The 14091-nt window shown below is 29.3% G+C and carries 13 protein-coding genes; 7 read left to right on the top strand and 6 right to left on the bottom strand.

Going from position 1 to position 14091, the window contains the following annotated elements; genetic code table 11:
• Nucleotides 1-10: 10 nt before the first annotated feature.
• The 3 genes from ABWP20_RS08415 to ABWP20_RS08405 form a co-directional block, all read right to left on the bottom strand.
• Nucleotides 11-1459: a TrkH family potassium uptake protein gene (locus ABWP20_RS08415; RefSeq protein ID WP_353095351.1), complete on the bottom strand. Its 1449-nt coding sequence runs from the start codon at nucleotides 1457-1459 to the stop codon at nucleotides 11-13.
• Nucleotides 1425-2816, bottom strand: coding sequence for a Trk system potassium transporter TrkA (gene trkA / locus ABWP20_RS08410; protein ID WP_353095350.1), 1392 nt, complete (start codon nucleotides 2814-2816; stop codon nucleotides 1425-1427). Before trkA ends, ABWP20_RS08415 begins: the two co-directional genes overlap by 35 nt.
• Before the next feature lie 179 nt (nucleotides 2817-2995).
• Complete coding sequence (locus ABWP20_RS08405; RefSeq protein ID WP_353095349.1) at nucleotides 2996-4159, bottom strand: CD0519/CD1768 family membrane protein; 1164 nt, start codon at nucleotides 4157-4159, stop codon at nucleotides 2996-2998.
• A gap of 188 nt (nucleotides 4160-4347) precedes the next feature.
• Between ABWP20_RS08405 and ABWP20_RS08400 the strand changes: the two genes are divergently transcribed.
• From ABWP20_RS08400 to ABWP20_RS08390, 3 genes are all read left to right on the top strand, one after another.
• Nucleotides 4348-4740, top strand: coding sequence for a zinc ribbon domain-containing protein (locus tag ABWP20_RS08400; protein ID WP_353095348.1), 393 nt, complete (start codon nucleotides 4348-4350; stop codon nucleotides 4738-4740).
• A 35-nt stretch (nucleotides 4741-4775) separates the two neighbouring features.
• Nucleotides 4776-5570 (top strand): J domain-containing protein, encoded by a 795-nt coding sequence (locus tag ABWP20_RS08395; RefSeq protein ID WP_353095347.1) that lies wholly within the window; start codon nucleotides 4776-4778, stop codon nucleotides 5568-5570.
• An 86-nt stretch (nucleotides 5571-5656) separates the two neighbouring features.
• Nucleotides 5657-5908, top strand: a complete 252-nt coding sequence (locus ABWP20_RS08390; RefSeq protein ID WP_353095346.1) for a fatty acid kinase subunit FakA-related protein — start codon at nucleotides 5657-5659, stop codon at nucleotides 5906-5908.
• Between the two features lie 102 nt (nucleotides 5909-6010).
• On the opposite strand, the gene ABWP20_RS08385 is transcribed toward ABWP20_RS08390, so the two are convergent.
• Nucleotides 6011-6988 carry a diaminopimelate dehydrogenase gene (locus ABWP20_RS08385; RefSeq protein ID WP_353095345.1) on the bottom strand — a complete coding sequence of 326 codons (978 nt, stop codon included), beginning with the start codon at nucleotides 6986-6988 and terminating at the stop codon, nucleotides 6011-6013.
• 154 nt (nucleotides 6989-7142) lie between these two features.
• On the opposite strand from ABWP20_RS08385, the gene ABWP20_RS08380 reads away from it, so the two are divergent.
• The 3 genes from ABWP20_RS08380 (at nucleotide 7143) to ABWP20_RS08370 (ending at nucleotide 11124) form a co-directional block, all read left to right on the top strand.
• On the top strand, nucleotides 7143-8447 hold the full coding sequence (locus ABWP20_RS08380) for a glutamate--cysteine ligase (protein ID WP_353095344.1): 1305 nt from the start codon (nucleotides 7143-7145) through the stop codon (nucleotides 8445-8447).
• Nucleotides 8444-9763: a hypothetical protein gene (locus tag ABWP20_RS08375; protein WP_353095343.1), complete on the top strand. Its 1320-nt coding sequence runs from the start codon at nucleotides 8444-8446 to the stop codon at nucleotides 9761-9763. Before ABWP20_RS08380 ends, ABWP20_RS08375 begins: the two co-directional genes overlap by 4 nt.
• A 404-nt stretch (nucleotides 9764-10167) precedes the next feature.
• The gene (locus tag ABWP20_RS08370) at nucleotides 10168-11124 is read left to right on the top strand and encodes a DUF1097 domain-containing protein (RefSeq protein WP_353095342.1); all 957 of its coding nucleotides are present in this window, start codon (nucleotides 10168-10170) and stop codon (nucleotides 11122-11124) included.
• A gap of 63 nt (nucleotides 11125-11187) precedes the next feature.
• Here ABWP20_RS08370 and ABWP20_RS08365 read toward each other — a convergent pair whose 3' ends face one another.
• A complete protein-coding gene (locus tag ABWP20_RS08365) occupies nucleotides 11188-12072 on the bottom strand; it encodes a LysR family transcriptional regulator (RefSeq protein ID WP_353095341.1) in 885 nt (294 codons plus the stop codon).
• Nucleotides 12073-12183: 111 nt separating this feature from the next.
• Here ABWP20_RS08365 and ABWP20_RS08360 point away from each other — a divergent pair, with 111 nt between their 5' ends.
• Complete coding sequence (locus ABWP20_RS08360) at nucleotides 12184-13374, top strand: coenzyme F420-0:L-glutamate ligase (RefSeq protein WP_353095340.1); 1191 nt, start codon at nucleotides 12184-12186, stop codon at nucleotides 13372-13374.
• A 57-nt stretch (nucleotides 13375-13431) separates the two neighbouring features.
• Here the strand turns inward: ABWP20_RS08360 and ABWP20_RS08355 are convergent, their stop codons facing one another.
• A complete protein-coding gene (locus ABWP20_RS08355; RefSeq protein WP_353095339.1) occupies nucleotides 13432-14013 on the bottom strand; it encodes a manganese efflux pump MntP in 582 nt (193 codons plus the stop codon).
• Nucleotides 14014-14091 lie beyond the last annotated feature (78 nt).

Here is a 14091-nt window from a genome sequence, read left to right as displayed (position 1 = left end):
TCTCCAATTACTATATTTCCTTTCTCCAGTTCTTTGGTGCAAATAATGCTATTATTGTAAATAGTTCAAGTCTGCCTAAAAGCATTAGTAAGGAGAAAAACGCCTTTGAAATTTGACTATATCCATTAAATGTACTAGTAGGTCCCACAAATCCCAATCCCGGACCAATATTCCCCAATGTTGCAGCTACTGAACTAATTGCCGATTCTAAATCTACTCCTTCTAAGGAAATTAAAATAGTAGATAATACAAATATAAACACATATAATCCAGCAAAACTATTTATACTTGCTATAGTTTCATTAGGTAATACTTTATCATTAAGCTTAACTGGAATAATTGCTCTAGGATGAAACATCTTTAGTATTTCTCTCTTGATTAATTTTAATATAATTAGTATTCTAATGACTTTCATTCCTCCTGCTGTAGAACCTGCACTTCCACCTATAAACATGAGAAGTAGTAAAATCCCCTTACTAAATGTTGGCCATATATCAAAATTAGCTGTAGAATATCCAGTGGTTGTCATAATAGATCCAACTTGAAAAAAAGAATCTCTAAAGGCTAGACCTATATTACTATAACTAGTCTTAAATAAGTTAAGAGCAATTGCAGTTACTGCTAGAAAAACAATTGCAAAATAAAGCCTTAGCTCTTCATCCTTAAATACATATCTTATTTTTCCTTTAAATAAAGAATAATATAAAGAAAAGTTAACTCCTGAAAGTACCATAAAACTTCCTATTACAAGATGAATATAGGTACTATTATAAGCACCTACACTGGCATTTTTAGTGGCAAATCCTCCTGTACCAACTGTTCCAAAAGTATATACTAAAGAATCAAATAAAGACATTCCTCCAATTTTTAATAATATAACCTGAAATATAGTAATAGTAAAATATGTTGTATATAGTATTTTAGCTGTATCTCTTATTCTAGGTGCTATTTTTCCTGCAATAGGACCTGGACTTTCTGCCTTAAATATTTGAAATCCTCCTATTCCAAGGGCTGGCAATAATGATAAAGTAAAAACCAATATCCCCATACCACCTATCCAATGGGTAAAAGAACGCCAAAATAAAATCCCCATTGGCAATATTTCTACATTTGCTATTACTGTTGCACCAGTAGTTGTAAATCCTGATACTATTTCAAAAAATGCATCTATATAGGTAGGTGTACTTCTTGAAATATATAAAGGTAGAGCTCCAAGTAAAGATATAATTACCCATCCTAAGGAAACAATTGCTAAACCTTCCTTTGCATTTATATGTCTATCAGGGTTTTTACTTCTAGTTAAAATTAGTCCTAGTATGCCTGTTATCAATATAGTTATCAAAAATGCAAGTGTATCATTCTGATTTGTATATAAAGATATAAACAAAGAAGGAAGCATTAACACTGCTTCTAACATTAGTATATTACCTAGTATGCTTAGTACGATGCCATAATTCACTTAATACCCCTCCCTTATACGATTTGAAGAATATTTTTAGAGTGGGTAAATCTTCTGTTAAACAGAATACTACTATTCTATCGTTGGCATTTATAACAGATTTACCATTAGGTATTATAACTTTGCCATTATGAACTATGGCTCCAATTATTATACCCTTAGGTAATTTCAATTCCTCTAATGTTTTTCCAACTATAGGCAAATCTTTTCCAATAATTATTTCTGTTACTTCTCCATCTCCACCTATTAGTAGGGAAACCGATACTATTTTACCACCACGGATATACTTCAATATATTACTTACTGTAATATAAATTGGATTTAGTGCAGCATCTATTCCCAATCTATCAATTATCTTTGAATAATTTTGCCTACTAATTTTTGAAACTGCCTTTGAGACTCCAGATTGCTTTGCCATAAGAGCCATAAGTAAATTTTCTTCATCATATCCTGTTACTCCTACAAATGCATCCATGGTAGAGATTCTTTCTTCATCTAGGAGATTAATATCTGTACCATCTCCGTGTATTATAAGTACATCACTGAGAAGTTCAGATAGCTCTTGGCATTTTTCCTTATCCTTCTCTATTAATGTAACTGATATATTGGCCTTTGATAATTTCTGAGATAGATAAAAACCAATATTACTGCCTCCCAGTATCATTACCCTTTCTATATCCTTTTTAGTTATATCCTGTACAAATCTATTATTCAGATTATTAATATCGTCACTTTTTCCTATAACATGAATTGTATCATTTGCTAGTAACTGTGTAGAGCCATCTGGAATTATTATATCTCCATCTCTAGATACAGCTGTAATCAACAGTCTATCGAAATCTTCCAACTCTGCTAATTTCTTACCTACAAATTCTTCCATATGCTCAATATTGAAATCAATCATTCTGACTTTCCCACTGGCAAACTCTCCTGAATAAAAACTATAATTCTTCAATAAATATTTCTCTATTGCTTGAGCAGTTGCTAAGTCTGGATTTACTATATGATCAATTCCTAGTTCAGTCTTTATAAAATCTAGTTGCTGCATATACTCAGGATTTCTAATGCGTGCAATTGTTTTTTTACATCCCAATTTATTAGCTAAGGAGCAGATAAGTGTATTAGTTTCATCACTATCTGTTGAAGCTACTAATAAATTATATTGATTTATACCTAATTCTTTAAGAACATTTGTATCTATTCCATTTGCTAAAACCGTTAGAACATCTAAATGTTCATTTACATAATTTATTACTTTTGGATTATTGTCTATTACTGTTACATCTATATCTTCAAATACCATTGATTCAGCTAGTTTATATCCCAGTTTACCAGCTCCTACTACGATTACTTTCATGTTCTTCACCTCATATTTAATATACCAAATACCTCTATAGAATAATAGAGGAGAATATTATTATCCTATAAATGTAAAGCAAAGTCAAAAAATTCTTTAACAACAGAAGCTATCTAAAAAGCAATCAAAACTCACTCTTAAAATAGCCCCTTTTTTCCCTTGCTAATTCCTAGTTATATCTAACAAATTATCTCCACTAATCTAAATATTAAATTTGCAGCAATACCTGCGCAAATTCCACCAATAGTATGACAAAGTATGGCTGTACCTGTAAGATTTCTAAACTTTAAGCCATCCATCATGGCAACATGAGTACTTAAATATCCACTCCAGCACATACACATAGCAGTAAATACAGCAATATCATTGGCTCTTGCAAGTCCATTAGTGACCATAGCTGGTACTAATCCTATTGCAGCTCCTGCTGCTCCAAGAGCTGTTATGGGAACAGAAATAGCTGTGGAAGAAGTAAATCCAAATAATGGTTTAATAATAAAACCAATTTTTTCCCCTATCCAAGGAAGAAAACCTACTCCTTCATAGGCAGCACCAGTATAAATTCCTGTTTCTGGAATCGTATTAGTAAGTATCATTACTATGGAACAAATAATAAGTACCCCAGGAATTATATCAAATCCTACCTTAACCCCTGATGCACCGCCTTCAAGCATAGAATTCATCAATCTTTCTCCTATTTTACCCTCTCTGACCTCTCTATATTCTAATATATCATAACTAATTTCACTATCCTCTTCCGCTTCACTGGAAGTTCCATATATTTTCTTAGTCTTAATGAGCATTAATCGAACAGACACAATACTACCTATTATGGCTCCTATATTACCTATTATTGCAGCTAAAATAAAATTTTCATTATTAGGGTTGGGTAATCCCATCATATATACTGTTACTATCATTCCCATACCAAAAGAAGTTCCAATATTAGTCAATGCCGGAAGCTGATATTCTTTAAAATACCTGCAAAACCTTTTATCATCAGCTAAGGTTAATACCGCTGCATTGTCAGATAGATAAGTGGTAAATACAGACATGGCACTTGCACCTGGAAGTCCATAAATCGGGGCCATTAAGGGTGATAATAGCTTATTTGCTAAAGCAATTACACCAAATTCTGTAAGTATGTTTGCTACTGCCCCTGCAACAACTGCTATTGCCATTATATAAAATACTGTGTGCATTAATAAATCATAAGCTGTATTGAGCAATGTATTTATGGAGTTAATTAAACCCATTTTCATACCTAGCACTGTAAAAAAACTAATAACTATAGCTAGGCATATGAATCCTTCAATGCTTACAGCCTTTTTCAACTTCGTTTCCATCTTGTTAAAAACCATCTCCTATTTAATTTATATATTTAAATATAACACTAGTTGCCAAATATTAATAGTGAAAATATTCATATCCCATATAATAAGGATAAATTATCTTAAGACTGCATATGGTTATACTTGAAATATCTTTTTATTAATAGTAAGATATTAACAAAATATAAACTAGGAGAATGAAAATGAATTGGTTAAATAAATTTATGAATGGAAGGTATGGCGGAGATCAACTCTCAACTGTATTGATAATATTTTCCTTACTTTTAACTCTATCTGGCAGGTTAGCTAATATTTCATTACTATTATATTTAGGTTATATTCCGTTGATAATAAGTATTTTTAGAATATTTTCTAAAGATATAAATAAACGCAGAATGGAAAACTATAAATTTGCAATTTTTATGAGTCCAGTTTATTCATGGTTTAAAAGAACTGAAAATAGAGTGAAAGACCATAAGACTCATAAATATCTTAAATGTCCAAACTGTAATGCAAAATTAAGACTGCCAAAGGGAAAAGGAAGAATTATGGTTACCTGTCCAAAATGTAAGGAAAAGTTTGAAAAAAGAACATAAAATGATTAATTTAATAGAGAGAGGTTTAAAGGTAGATGAATATACTAAAAAAACTCTGGGGTAAAATTCTATATGGCATTGCTAGTATTATTTCTGTAATATTTGATGTTTTCATTAGTATTGTAGGATTTATAGTAGGAATTATAATAAATGTTGGAAGAGGGTTTCTAGCTCTTATATCCATGGGCGGCTGTCTATTAATTATGATATTAGGACCAGCACTATTACTTAATCCCATAACATTTTTTATGATCCTATTCCTTGTTATTTTTCCAATATTGGGAACTAAGTTTATATCCTATTTAAAATATACAAAATACATGATAACAGAGTTTCTATTTGATCATGCAGATAATTTTATAAATGGAAGAAAAGCTCAATTCAATTCCTTTAATGAATATGGAAATAAGTATAAGAGAATGGAAGAAGAAAAAAGAAGAAAAGAACAACAAAAAAGACAAGAAGAAGAAAGAAGACAATGGGAAGAAAGGTTTAGACAATGGAATGAATATCAGAATTCCCAGAGAGGAAATAGTGGATATGGTGGATATAATACCTATGGAGGAAACTATCAAAACAGTAATTATGGAAATTCTTATGCAAATCCTACTATAGAATTTAAAAGTAAATATGAAAAAAGTTGTAATTTATTAGGAGTTGCATATAATGCAGATAAATATGAAATTAAATTGGCATATAGAAAAAAAGCAAAGGAATATCACCCAGATTTAAACAAATCACTAGATGCAACAAAAATATTCCAAGAAATAAACAATGCTTATGAATTTTTAAGTGACGATAATATAGAAAGATATAAAAGCATGAAATAGTAAAATACCTTGTCATTTAAAGTAAGAGTTAATAGAAATATTTTTAAATAGAAATCTATAAAATAAAAAGAAAAGGAGAATAAATTATGCTTGAATACAAATTTGATACCCAGTTATTAATCGCAGGTCACGACCTTTCAGAAGATGCAATAAACCAATATATTACAAAGAATATTGAAGGTGACTGTCTCCTTGCTGTTGGTGATAAAGATTTAATAAAGATTCATTTTCATACTGCTACTCCATGGAAAGTACTTGAATATTGTGCCTCCCTAGGAGATATATTTGATGTAGTTGTAGAAAATATGGAACGTCAAGAAAATGGACTACAAGGCTAAACTTATAGTTAAATTAAAGACATAATGAAAATTAAGGGCATTATCCCATAAAAAGGATAATGCCCTCAAATATCTTTATGCGAAATACATATATAAGGTTTTCTATAATAATTCCTTTCTCAATTCCTCTCCTGTTTTAGAAGATAAATATGCTAGTGGAATATCAAATATGGTTATTGCCCCTACTTTCCCTTCAGAAGCCATTCTATGAACAGCCCTAGCATAAGCAGTTAAAACTGATGAAGTAAATTCTGGATTGCTTTCAAGATTTAAATTAAACTCCATCTTTTGTTTAGTACCTAATCCAGTATTTCCCGTTCTAATGACAAACCCACCATGAGGCATCTTATTATGTTTTTCCTTTAATTCTTCTTCCGAAATAAAATGTACAGTAGTGTTATATTCTGCAAAATAATTTGGCATAGTTTTTATTTCTTTCTCAATTCTATCACGATTCCCATTCTCTTCACATGCTACATAGCAGACCCTCTTATGCCTTTCACAAGATGGGATATTTATATCTTCACAATTTCTAACCTTATCTAAAACTTCTTTAACAGGTACAGTATATTGAACTCCATTTTTTACACCTTCTATTCTTCTAATTGCATCAGAGTGTCCTTGGCTTATTCCTTCACCCCAAAAAGTATAATCCTTTCCACTAGGTAAAATTGCTTGACCTAATAATCTATTAAGAGAGAAAAGTCCCGGATCCCAACCAGTAGATATAAGGCTTAATTTATTGGAGTTTAATGCTATATTATTTACCTTTTCAAAGTATTCAGGAATCCGCCCATGATTATCAAAACTATCTACTGTATTAAAATGTTCTGCCACCATAGGACATTGTTCATCTAAATCCTTCGCAGATCCACCACAAAGAATCATTACATCAATTCTATCCTTAAAATCTAATATATTGGATATATGTATTACCTTGGACTTTGTATCTAATATATTAGGATCTCTTCTAGTAAATATTCCTATGAGTTCCATGTCTGTGTTCTGATTAATGGCTAATTCAACTCCATGACCAAGATTTCCATATCCTACTATTCCAATTCTTATTTTATTCTTCATATTACACCTCCATAATAAATTATAATACAAAATTATATCACTTTAGTATATATATTATAACTAAGTTACTATAATATTATTAAGATTATAATTTATGGGTATTAATATCTAGAGTCACTAAATACACAATACCTAAAGGGAGAGAAATATATATATGGATTATAATAAGCAAGTAAAAGAAGTAGTAAAGTACTTTAAAAATAGCGAAAAAAAAGTGGAAGATTTTAAAATCGGAATTGAATTTGAACATTATGTAATAGATAAGAATACTTTAAAAACCATCTCCTATTATGGTAAAAATGGTGTAGCTGAAACACTAAAAGAACTAGAAAAGAATGGTTGGAAAGGTATGTATGAAGGGGAATATATACTAGGGTTAAATAAAGGAAATAAGATTATAACATTAGAACCAGGGAGTCAACTGGAACTTAGTATAAATGCACAAAAAAATATATCGGATATTGAAAAAGAATATATAGAATTCATGGAAGAAATAATTCCAATACTTAATAATAAAAATCAAGGATTAATGACCACAGGTTATCATCCACAAACTAAAATAAATGATATAAAGCTATTACCTAAAAAAAGATATGATTTTATGTTTAACTATTTTAAAACCAAAGGCAGCCATGCTCATAACATGATGAAAGGAACAGCAGCACTACAAATATCCATAGACTTTAAAGATGAAGAAGACTATAAGAAAAAGTTTAGAACAGCCAATGGACTAGCTCCAGTATTATATGCATTATTTGATAATTCCTTTTACTTCGAAGGAGAAATATGGAATAAACATGGATTAAGAACTTATATATGGAATAATTGTGATGATGATAGATCAGGTATAGTAGATAATGCATTGACAGATAATTTTAGCTATGAAAAATATGCTGAATATATTTTAGATAGACCACCGATATTTATATTTAAAAATGAAGAAGTTATTCCAACAGGGGAAAAAAAGGTCAAAGAATTATTCAACCCTGATGACTATAAGCGAGATGAATTAGAACATTTACTAACTATGTTTTTCCCAGATGTAAGGACAAAAAAATATATCGAAATACGAATGATGGATTCTATTCCATATCCTTTAAATTTTTCAGCAGTAGCTTTACTAAAAGGTATTTTCTACAATGAAAAAAATTTAGATAAGGCATATGAATATATTAAAGATATAACCATAGAAGATATAAAGAAATCTAAGGAAGATGTTATAGAAAATGGTTTGAAAGGCAAATTAAAAAATAGAACTGTTCTTGAAATAGGAAAATGGTTAGTAGAATTAGGAAAAGAAGGATTAAGCTCAGATGAAGTTAAGTATATTTTACCTCTTGAGAAAATGATAAATGATAATAAAAACCCTTATGAAATTATTAAAGAAAAATTTAAAGATGGTAAAAAAGAATCCTTAGATTGGTGTTTATTGAATAATTTAATTGAGGTGAGAAAATGAATTGGAAAGATATAAACGATGAATATATAAGCTTAATTAAATCTAACCCAGAAAAATATCTTGCAGATTATAAAATAGCCATAGAAAAGGTCGCAAACTCTACTGCAATATATAAAGGTAAACCAGTACCTTTTCTCTACCATCCAATGTTTTATACGGAAGAGGATGTAGAAAATTTCAATAAAATTGGTGATATCCTAATATCCATAACCAATAAAGTAACACAAAAATATTTAGATTCAAAAGAATTCAGAAAAAAATTTGAATATAGTCCACTTTTAGAAGAACTTATACTCATAGATAATGGTTATGATATTAATGTTCCTATAGGTAGGTTTGACCTATTTTATAAAGATTATAATAATTTTAAATTCTGCGAATTAAATACAGATGGTTCTTCAGCTATGAATGAAGATAATACCATAGGGAATATATTATTAGAAACAGAAGGGCTACAGGACTTTGGCAAAAAATACAAATTATTTTTATTTGAATTAATAGATAAATGGGTAGAAGATTGCATCAGCATATTTAAAAAATGGAACAGTAAAATAGAAAAACCAAATGTAGCAATAGTTGATTTTACTGAATCTGGTACATCTAAAGAGTTCGAGGTATTTAAAAATACATTTATAAAAAAAGGATATAATGCTATAATAGCTGACCCTAGAGATTTAAAATATAGAGATGGACATTTATATTTTGAAGATTACAAAATAGATTTAGTATATAGAAGAATAGTTACATTTGAATTAATAGAAAAAGCTAATGAGATACCAGAATTTATTGAAGCCTATAAAAATAATGCCTTCTGCTCAATAGGTTCCATTAGATCACAAATTGTTCATAATAAGATAATATTTAAAATACTACATGATGAGGATACATTAGGCTTTTTATCTGAAGATGAAAGAAAGTTTATAAAAAATCATATCCCTATAACTGGTCTATTTAAAGGAAATAGAAAGATATATGATAGGGTTTTAAATAATAAGGATAGATATATTATGAAACCTTTAGACTTAAATGCTTCGAGGGGAGTATATGCTGGTAGGGATTTAACTCAAGATGAATGGAAAAAAAGATTAGATGAATCTTGGGATAAAGACTATCTCTATCAAGAGTTCTTTGATCCATTTACAAGGGAACATATAGTATTTAAAGATGATAAACTTAAAATAGAAGAGTTTAAATCCATAGTTGGATTGTTTATATATAATGAAAAATTTGCAGGAATATATACTAGAATAGGAAAGAACAATATAATATCAGGAGTAACTGATTATTATACTCTGCCAAATATTTTAGTTAAATAATGAAGTATTCTATTTAAATTAAATTTTATCTTTTGTAAAAATCAATTTTAAAAGACATTAAGAAGATGATTTCTGTACTAGCAGAGATCATCTTTTTTAATTTCTATTTATATCTATCATCAATATAATTATCAATCCCATTTCCTATTTTTCCCCATTTATTGAATAGTTTCCTGTTCATTTCTACTAAATTGGAAATGAAAATACTTTATAAGTGAAGCTCCTTTAAATTACCTATTTCATAAAATAAATTTAATATACTATAATGTCTTTTTATTTAAAATATCTTTAAAGAAAGGGAAAAACCTGTCGATATAAGTTTTGGCTTATATCAATTGTTTACTTTAAATATATTGCTTAAATCAAAATATAATCGTAGAAATTTAATTAAAAGGAGTGAATTCATGGGTTTAAAAAACAGTTTTAAAAACGTTGCTACAGAGTTGAATCTAAAATATGATTCTAAAGGCTCAATCATATTTGGATCATACAAAGGATATAAGGTAACAATTCAATATAATAAAAAATTAAATGGATATTGTTTTAATATTCCTCTTAAGGAATCCGAATTAACCCGAGAGGAAAATATGGATGCATTTATAAATGAACTTTTAGAAGATAAAAAATCCGTAGCAAAAGCAAGTTATGAAGAATATTGTCTTAAAATACTCTTAACAGTAAAATTTACAGCAAAACAAGAATTAAAGAGTATCACCGATATCTTAAATAAAGTCGAAGATTTTGCTAAAAACAATCATTATACTACATCCTGTGAAATATGTGGGGAAGATATGCCTACATCCATTAATCTGATTAACAATATTCCATTTTGTACCTGTGAAAAATGTTATGGTGAAATTATAGGAGATTTAGATGATGCGCAAATTAATTTTAAAAATCAAAAAAATAATATTGTAAGCGGAACAGTAGGTGCCTTTCTAGGCTCATTAATAGGGGTAGCTCTATGGGTTGTTATTTATGCTATAGGTTATATTGCCTCAATCTGCGGTATAGTATTGGCAATTTGTGCTATAAAAGGATATAAAAAATTTGGCGGTAAATTAGATAAAGCGGGAATAATTATAACAATTCTTGTAACAATATTTATGGTATATGTTGCAAACTACATATCTTATGGGTATGAGGTATATATTGCATTTAAAGAAGTTGAAAATATTAATTTATTAGAAGCAATACGTTCAGTAGGATTTTTGGTTAGTGAATATGAAGATTTTGGTAACTCCTTTATAGGAGATTTAGTATTCGGTTATTTTTTCACTCTTATTGGAACTGTAACTACTTTTATTAATGCATATAAAGAACATAATTTTAAATATAAAACTAGAAAATTACATGAGTAGAATATAATTAAACTTAGATATAAGCAGCTTAATAAAGAATAAAGTTAGGCATATTACCTAGCTTTACTTTTTATTAAGATATTCAATAAACTTTTCAGATGATGGAGATAAAGTCACACATTTTAATGAACAAATTCCTATACTTCTTTTGGGAATATCCTCCACAAGTTTTATTTCATAAAGAATTCCTTTAGATAAGTAATCCTCTGAGAATTCTCTAACTACGCAAGCTAAACCTAATCCTATTTTTGCAAATTCTAGAAGCAAATCATGAGAACCAAGTTCTATTTCCGGATTTACTTTTATACCCTTTGATAATAAATATCCTTCTACATATTGTCTTGATCTAGACCTATTATCTAAGAATATCATAGGATATCTTAATAATTCTTCATAGGTAATAGATTCAAGAATTAATTCTTTATATCTTTCACCAACTACAAATATATCTTGTATATCCTTACACTTTTTTATATTTAATGAACTATCTTTTATGGGCAAATTACATATTCCAATATCAATTTCCCCTGATTTTATTAATTTGCAAAGTTCATCTGTAGTTCGATTAATTATTCTCAATTTAATATTTGGATAAGATTTATGAAATTTCTCTAAATAAGGCAACAAATAGTACCTAGAAATTGTATCACTGACTCCAATTTTTAATTCCCCTTCTTTTAAATCCCTAGATTCCTTTATTTTCTTTTCACCTGTATCTAATAGGCTAATTGCGGAATTAGTATATTCAAATAGCATCTTACCCTCATTTGTAAGTATTACTCCCCTTGGAGTCCTTGTAAAAAGCCTGATTCTAAGTTCATCTTCTAATTGCATTATGGCTTGGCTTATGGCAGGTTGTGTCATGTACAGCTCATTAGCAGCCTTAGAAAAGCTTTTACATTTAGCCACTTTATCAAATATTCTATAAAGCTCTAATCTAATAGACATATAACCACTCCTTATATCTATTATATCAGATATTTATTTTACTTATACCATAATATATTATATATTAAATGTGTAAGATATCAAATAGGATATTGAAAAGGAGCGATATAAATGGAAAGAGTAGTAGGAACTGTTGTTAGAGGTCTAAGAGCCCCTATTATTAAAGAAGGGGATAATATCGCAGATATGGTAGTTGATTGCGTAATGAAAGCTTCCGAAATAGAAGGCTTCAAGATTCAGGACAAAGATGTTGTTACTATAACTGAATCAGTAGTTGCACGCGGTCAAGGAAATTATTCTAGTATTGATGCTATTGCAAAGGATGTAAAAAGAAAATTTGGAGATGAAACCATCGGCGTAGTATTTCCAATTTTAAGTAGAAATCGTTTTGCTATTATATTAAGGGGTATTGCTAAAGGAGCAAGGAAAATCGTTTTGATGTTAAGCTACCCTGCTGACGAAGTAGGTAATCATTTAGTAGACATGGATGTACTTGATGTAAAGGGAGTAAACCCTTGGACAGACGTATTAAGTGAAAAAGAATTTAGAGAATACTTCGGATATAATAAACATCCTTTTACTGGTGTAGATTATGTTGAATATTATAAATCAATAGTAGCTGAATATGGTATTGATTGTGAAATAATATTTTCAAATAATCCAAAAACAATATTAGATTATACTAAAAATGTAATTGCATGTGATATTCACACAAGATTTAGAACTAAAAGACTTTTAAAAGAGAACGGTGGTAAAAGCATTTATGGACTTGATGATATACTTACATCTTCCATAGATGGCAGTGGATATAATGAAAAATATGGTTTACTTGGTTCAAATAAATCAACAGAAGATACAATAAAATTATTCCCTAGAGATTGCCAGCCAATTGTAGATAAAATCCAAAAATCACTTAAAGAAAAAACAAGTAAAACTGTTGAAGTTATGATATATGGAGATGGGGCATTTAAAGACCCTGTAGGTAAAATCTGGGAACTAGCTGACCCTGTAGTTTCTCCTGCTTATACTTCTGGACTTGAGGGAACACCTTCAGAAATAAAATTAAAATATCTAGCTGATAATGAATTTGGTGATTTACGAGGAGAAGAGTTAAAGGAAGCCATATCTAAATATATTGAAAATAAAGAATCGGAACTTGTTGGTAATATGGCATCTCAAGGAACTACTCCAAGAAGGCTTACTGACTTAATAGGCTCCTTATCAGATTTAACTTCTGGCAGCGGAGATAAGGGAACACCTATAATTTATATCCAAGGATATTTTGATAATTATATAAAATAATCAAAAGGCAGAGGAAATTTATTTTCCACTGCCTTTCTTATAAATATAATCTATCTATTAAAAATTTATTATTCCTAAATGGCTAAGTAAAATTTTAAATCCCATAAGTATTAAAATTATTCCACCTATAATTTCTGATTTTGACTTACATTTGTTGCCAAATACATTTCCTATCTTAACGCCAACTACTGATAATGTAAAAGTAACAGTTCCAATAAGTAAGACAGCCGATGTAATATTTACATCAAGAAAAGCAAGAGTAACTCCTACTATTAAAGCATCAATACTTGTTGCAATTGCTAAAATAGACATATTTCTAAAATTAAGAGAGTTCTCTATCCCAAAATCATTTTCAATTTCACATTCACAATCTTTTGATTCTCGTATCATATTTAATCCAATAATTCCAAGCAATATAAATGCTATCCAATGATCCATTGATGCAATCTTATCATGGAACCTTATTCCGAGAAAGTATCCAATTAAAGGCATCCCTGCTTGAAATGTTCCAAAATAAAGTCCCACTATTCCAGCCTTTTTAATATTGATTTTCTGCATAGATAGTCCTTTACAAATAGATACGGCAAATGCATCCATTGACAAACCAATTGCAATAATAAACAGTTCAAGTAAATTCATATTCCTTCTCCTTTATCTCTTGATTTATAATAAAAAAGACCTATCTGCAGTATTGCTGCAGACAAGTCTCATTATTTA

The organism is Tissierella praeacuta, assembly GCF_040396155.1.
GTDB classification, from domain to species: domain Bacteria; phylum Bacillota; class Clostridia; order Tissierellales; family Tissierellaceae; genus Tissierella; species Tissierella praeacuta_A.
Note: the sequence above shows the minus strand (reverse complement) of the source record. Positions and strands in the feature narration are given on the sequence as shown.

What these genes read in the sequence shown, in the direction of transcription:
- trkA (WP_353095350.1), bottom strand. Translation starts at nt 2,816, where the DNA reads ATGAAAGTAATCGTAGTAGGAGCTGGTAAACTGGGATATAAACTAGCT.
- ABWP20_RS08405 (WP_353095349.1), bottom strand. Translation starts at nt 4,159, where the DNA reads ATGGAAACGAAGTTGAAAAAGGCTGTAAGCATTGAAGGATTCATATGC.
- ABWP20_RS08400 (WP_353095348.1), top strand. Translation starts at nt 4,348, where the DNA reads ATGAATTGGTTAAATAAATTTATGAATGGAAGGTATGGCGGAGATCAA.
- ABWP20_RS08395 (WP_353095347.1), top strand. Translation starts at nt 4,776, where the DNA reads ATGAATATACTAAAAAAACTCTGGGGTAAAATTCTATATGGCATTGCT.
- ABWP20_RS08390 (WP_353095346.1), top strand. Translation starts at nt 5,657, where the DNA reads ATGCTTGAATACAAATTTGATACCCAGTTATTAATCGCAGGTCACGAC.
- ABWP20_RS08385 (WP_353095345.1), bottom strand. Translation starts at nt 6,988, where the DNA reads ATGAAGAATAAAATAAGAATTGGAATAGTAGGATATGGAAATCTTGGT.
- ABWP20_RS08380 (WP_353095344.1), top strand. Translation starts at nt 7,143, where the DNA reads ATGGATTATAATAAGCAAGTAAAAGAAGTAGTAAAGTACTTTAAAAAT.
- ABWP20_RS08375 (WP_353095343.1), top strand. Translation starts at nt 8,444, where the DNA reads ATGAATTGGAAAGATATAAACGATGAATATATAAGCTTAATTAAATCT.
- ABWP20_RS08370 (WP_353095342.1), top strand. Translation starts at nt 10,168, where the DNA reads ATGGGTTTAAAAAACAGTTTTAAAAACGTTGCTACAGAGTTGAATCTA.
- ABWP20_RS08365 (WP_353095341.1), bottom strand. Translation starts at nt 12,072, where the DNA reads ATGTCTATTAGATTAGAGCTTTATAGAATATTTGATAAAGTGGCTAAA.
- ABWP20_RS08360 (WP_353095340.1), top strand. Translation starts at nt 12,184, where the DNA reads ATGGAAAGAGTAGTAGGAACTGTTGTTAGAGGTCTAAGAGCCCCTATT.
- ABWP20_RS08355 (WP_353095339.1), bottom strand. Translation starts at nt 14,013, where the DNA reads ATGAATTTACTTGAACTGTTTATTATTGCAATTGGTTTGTCAATGGAT.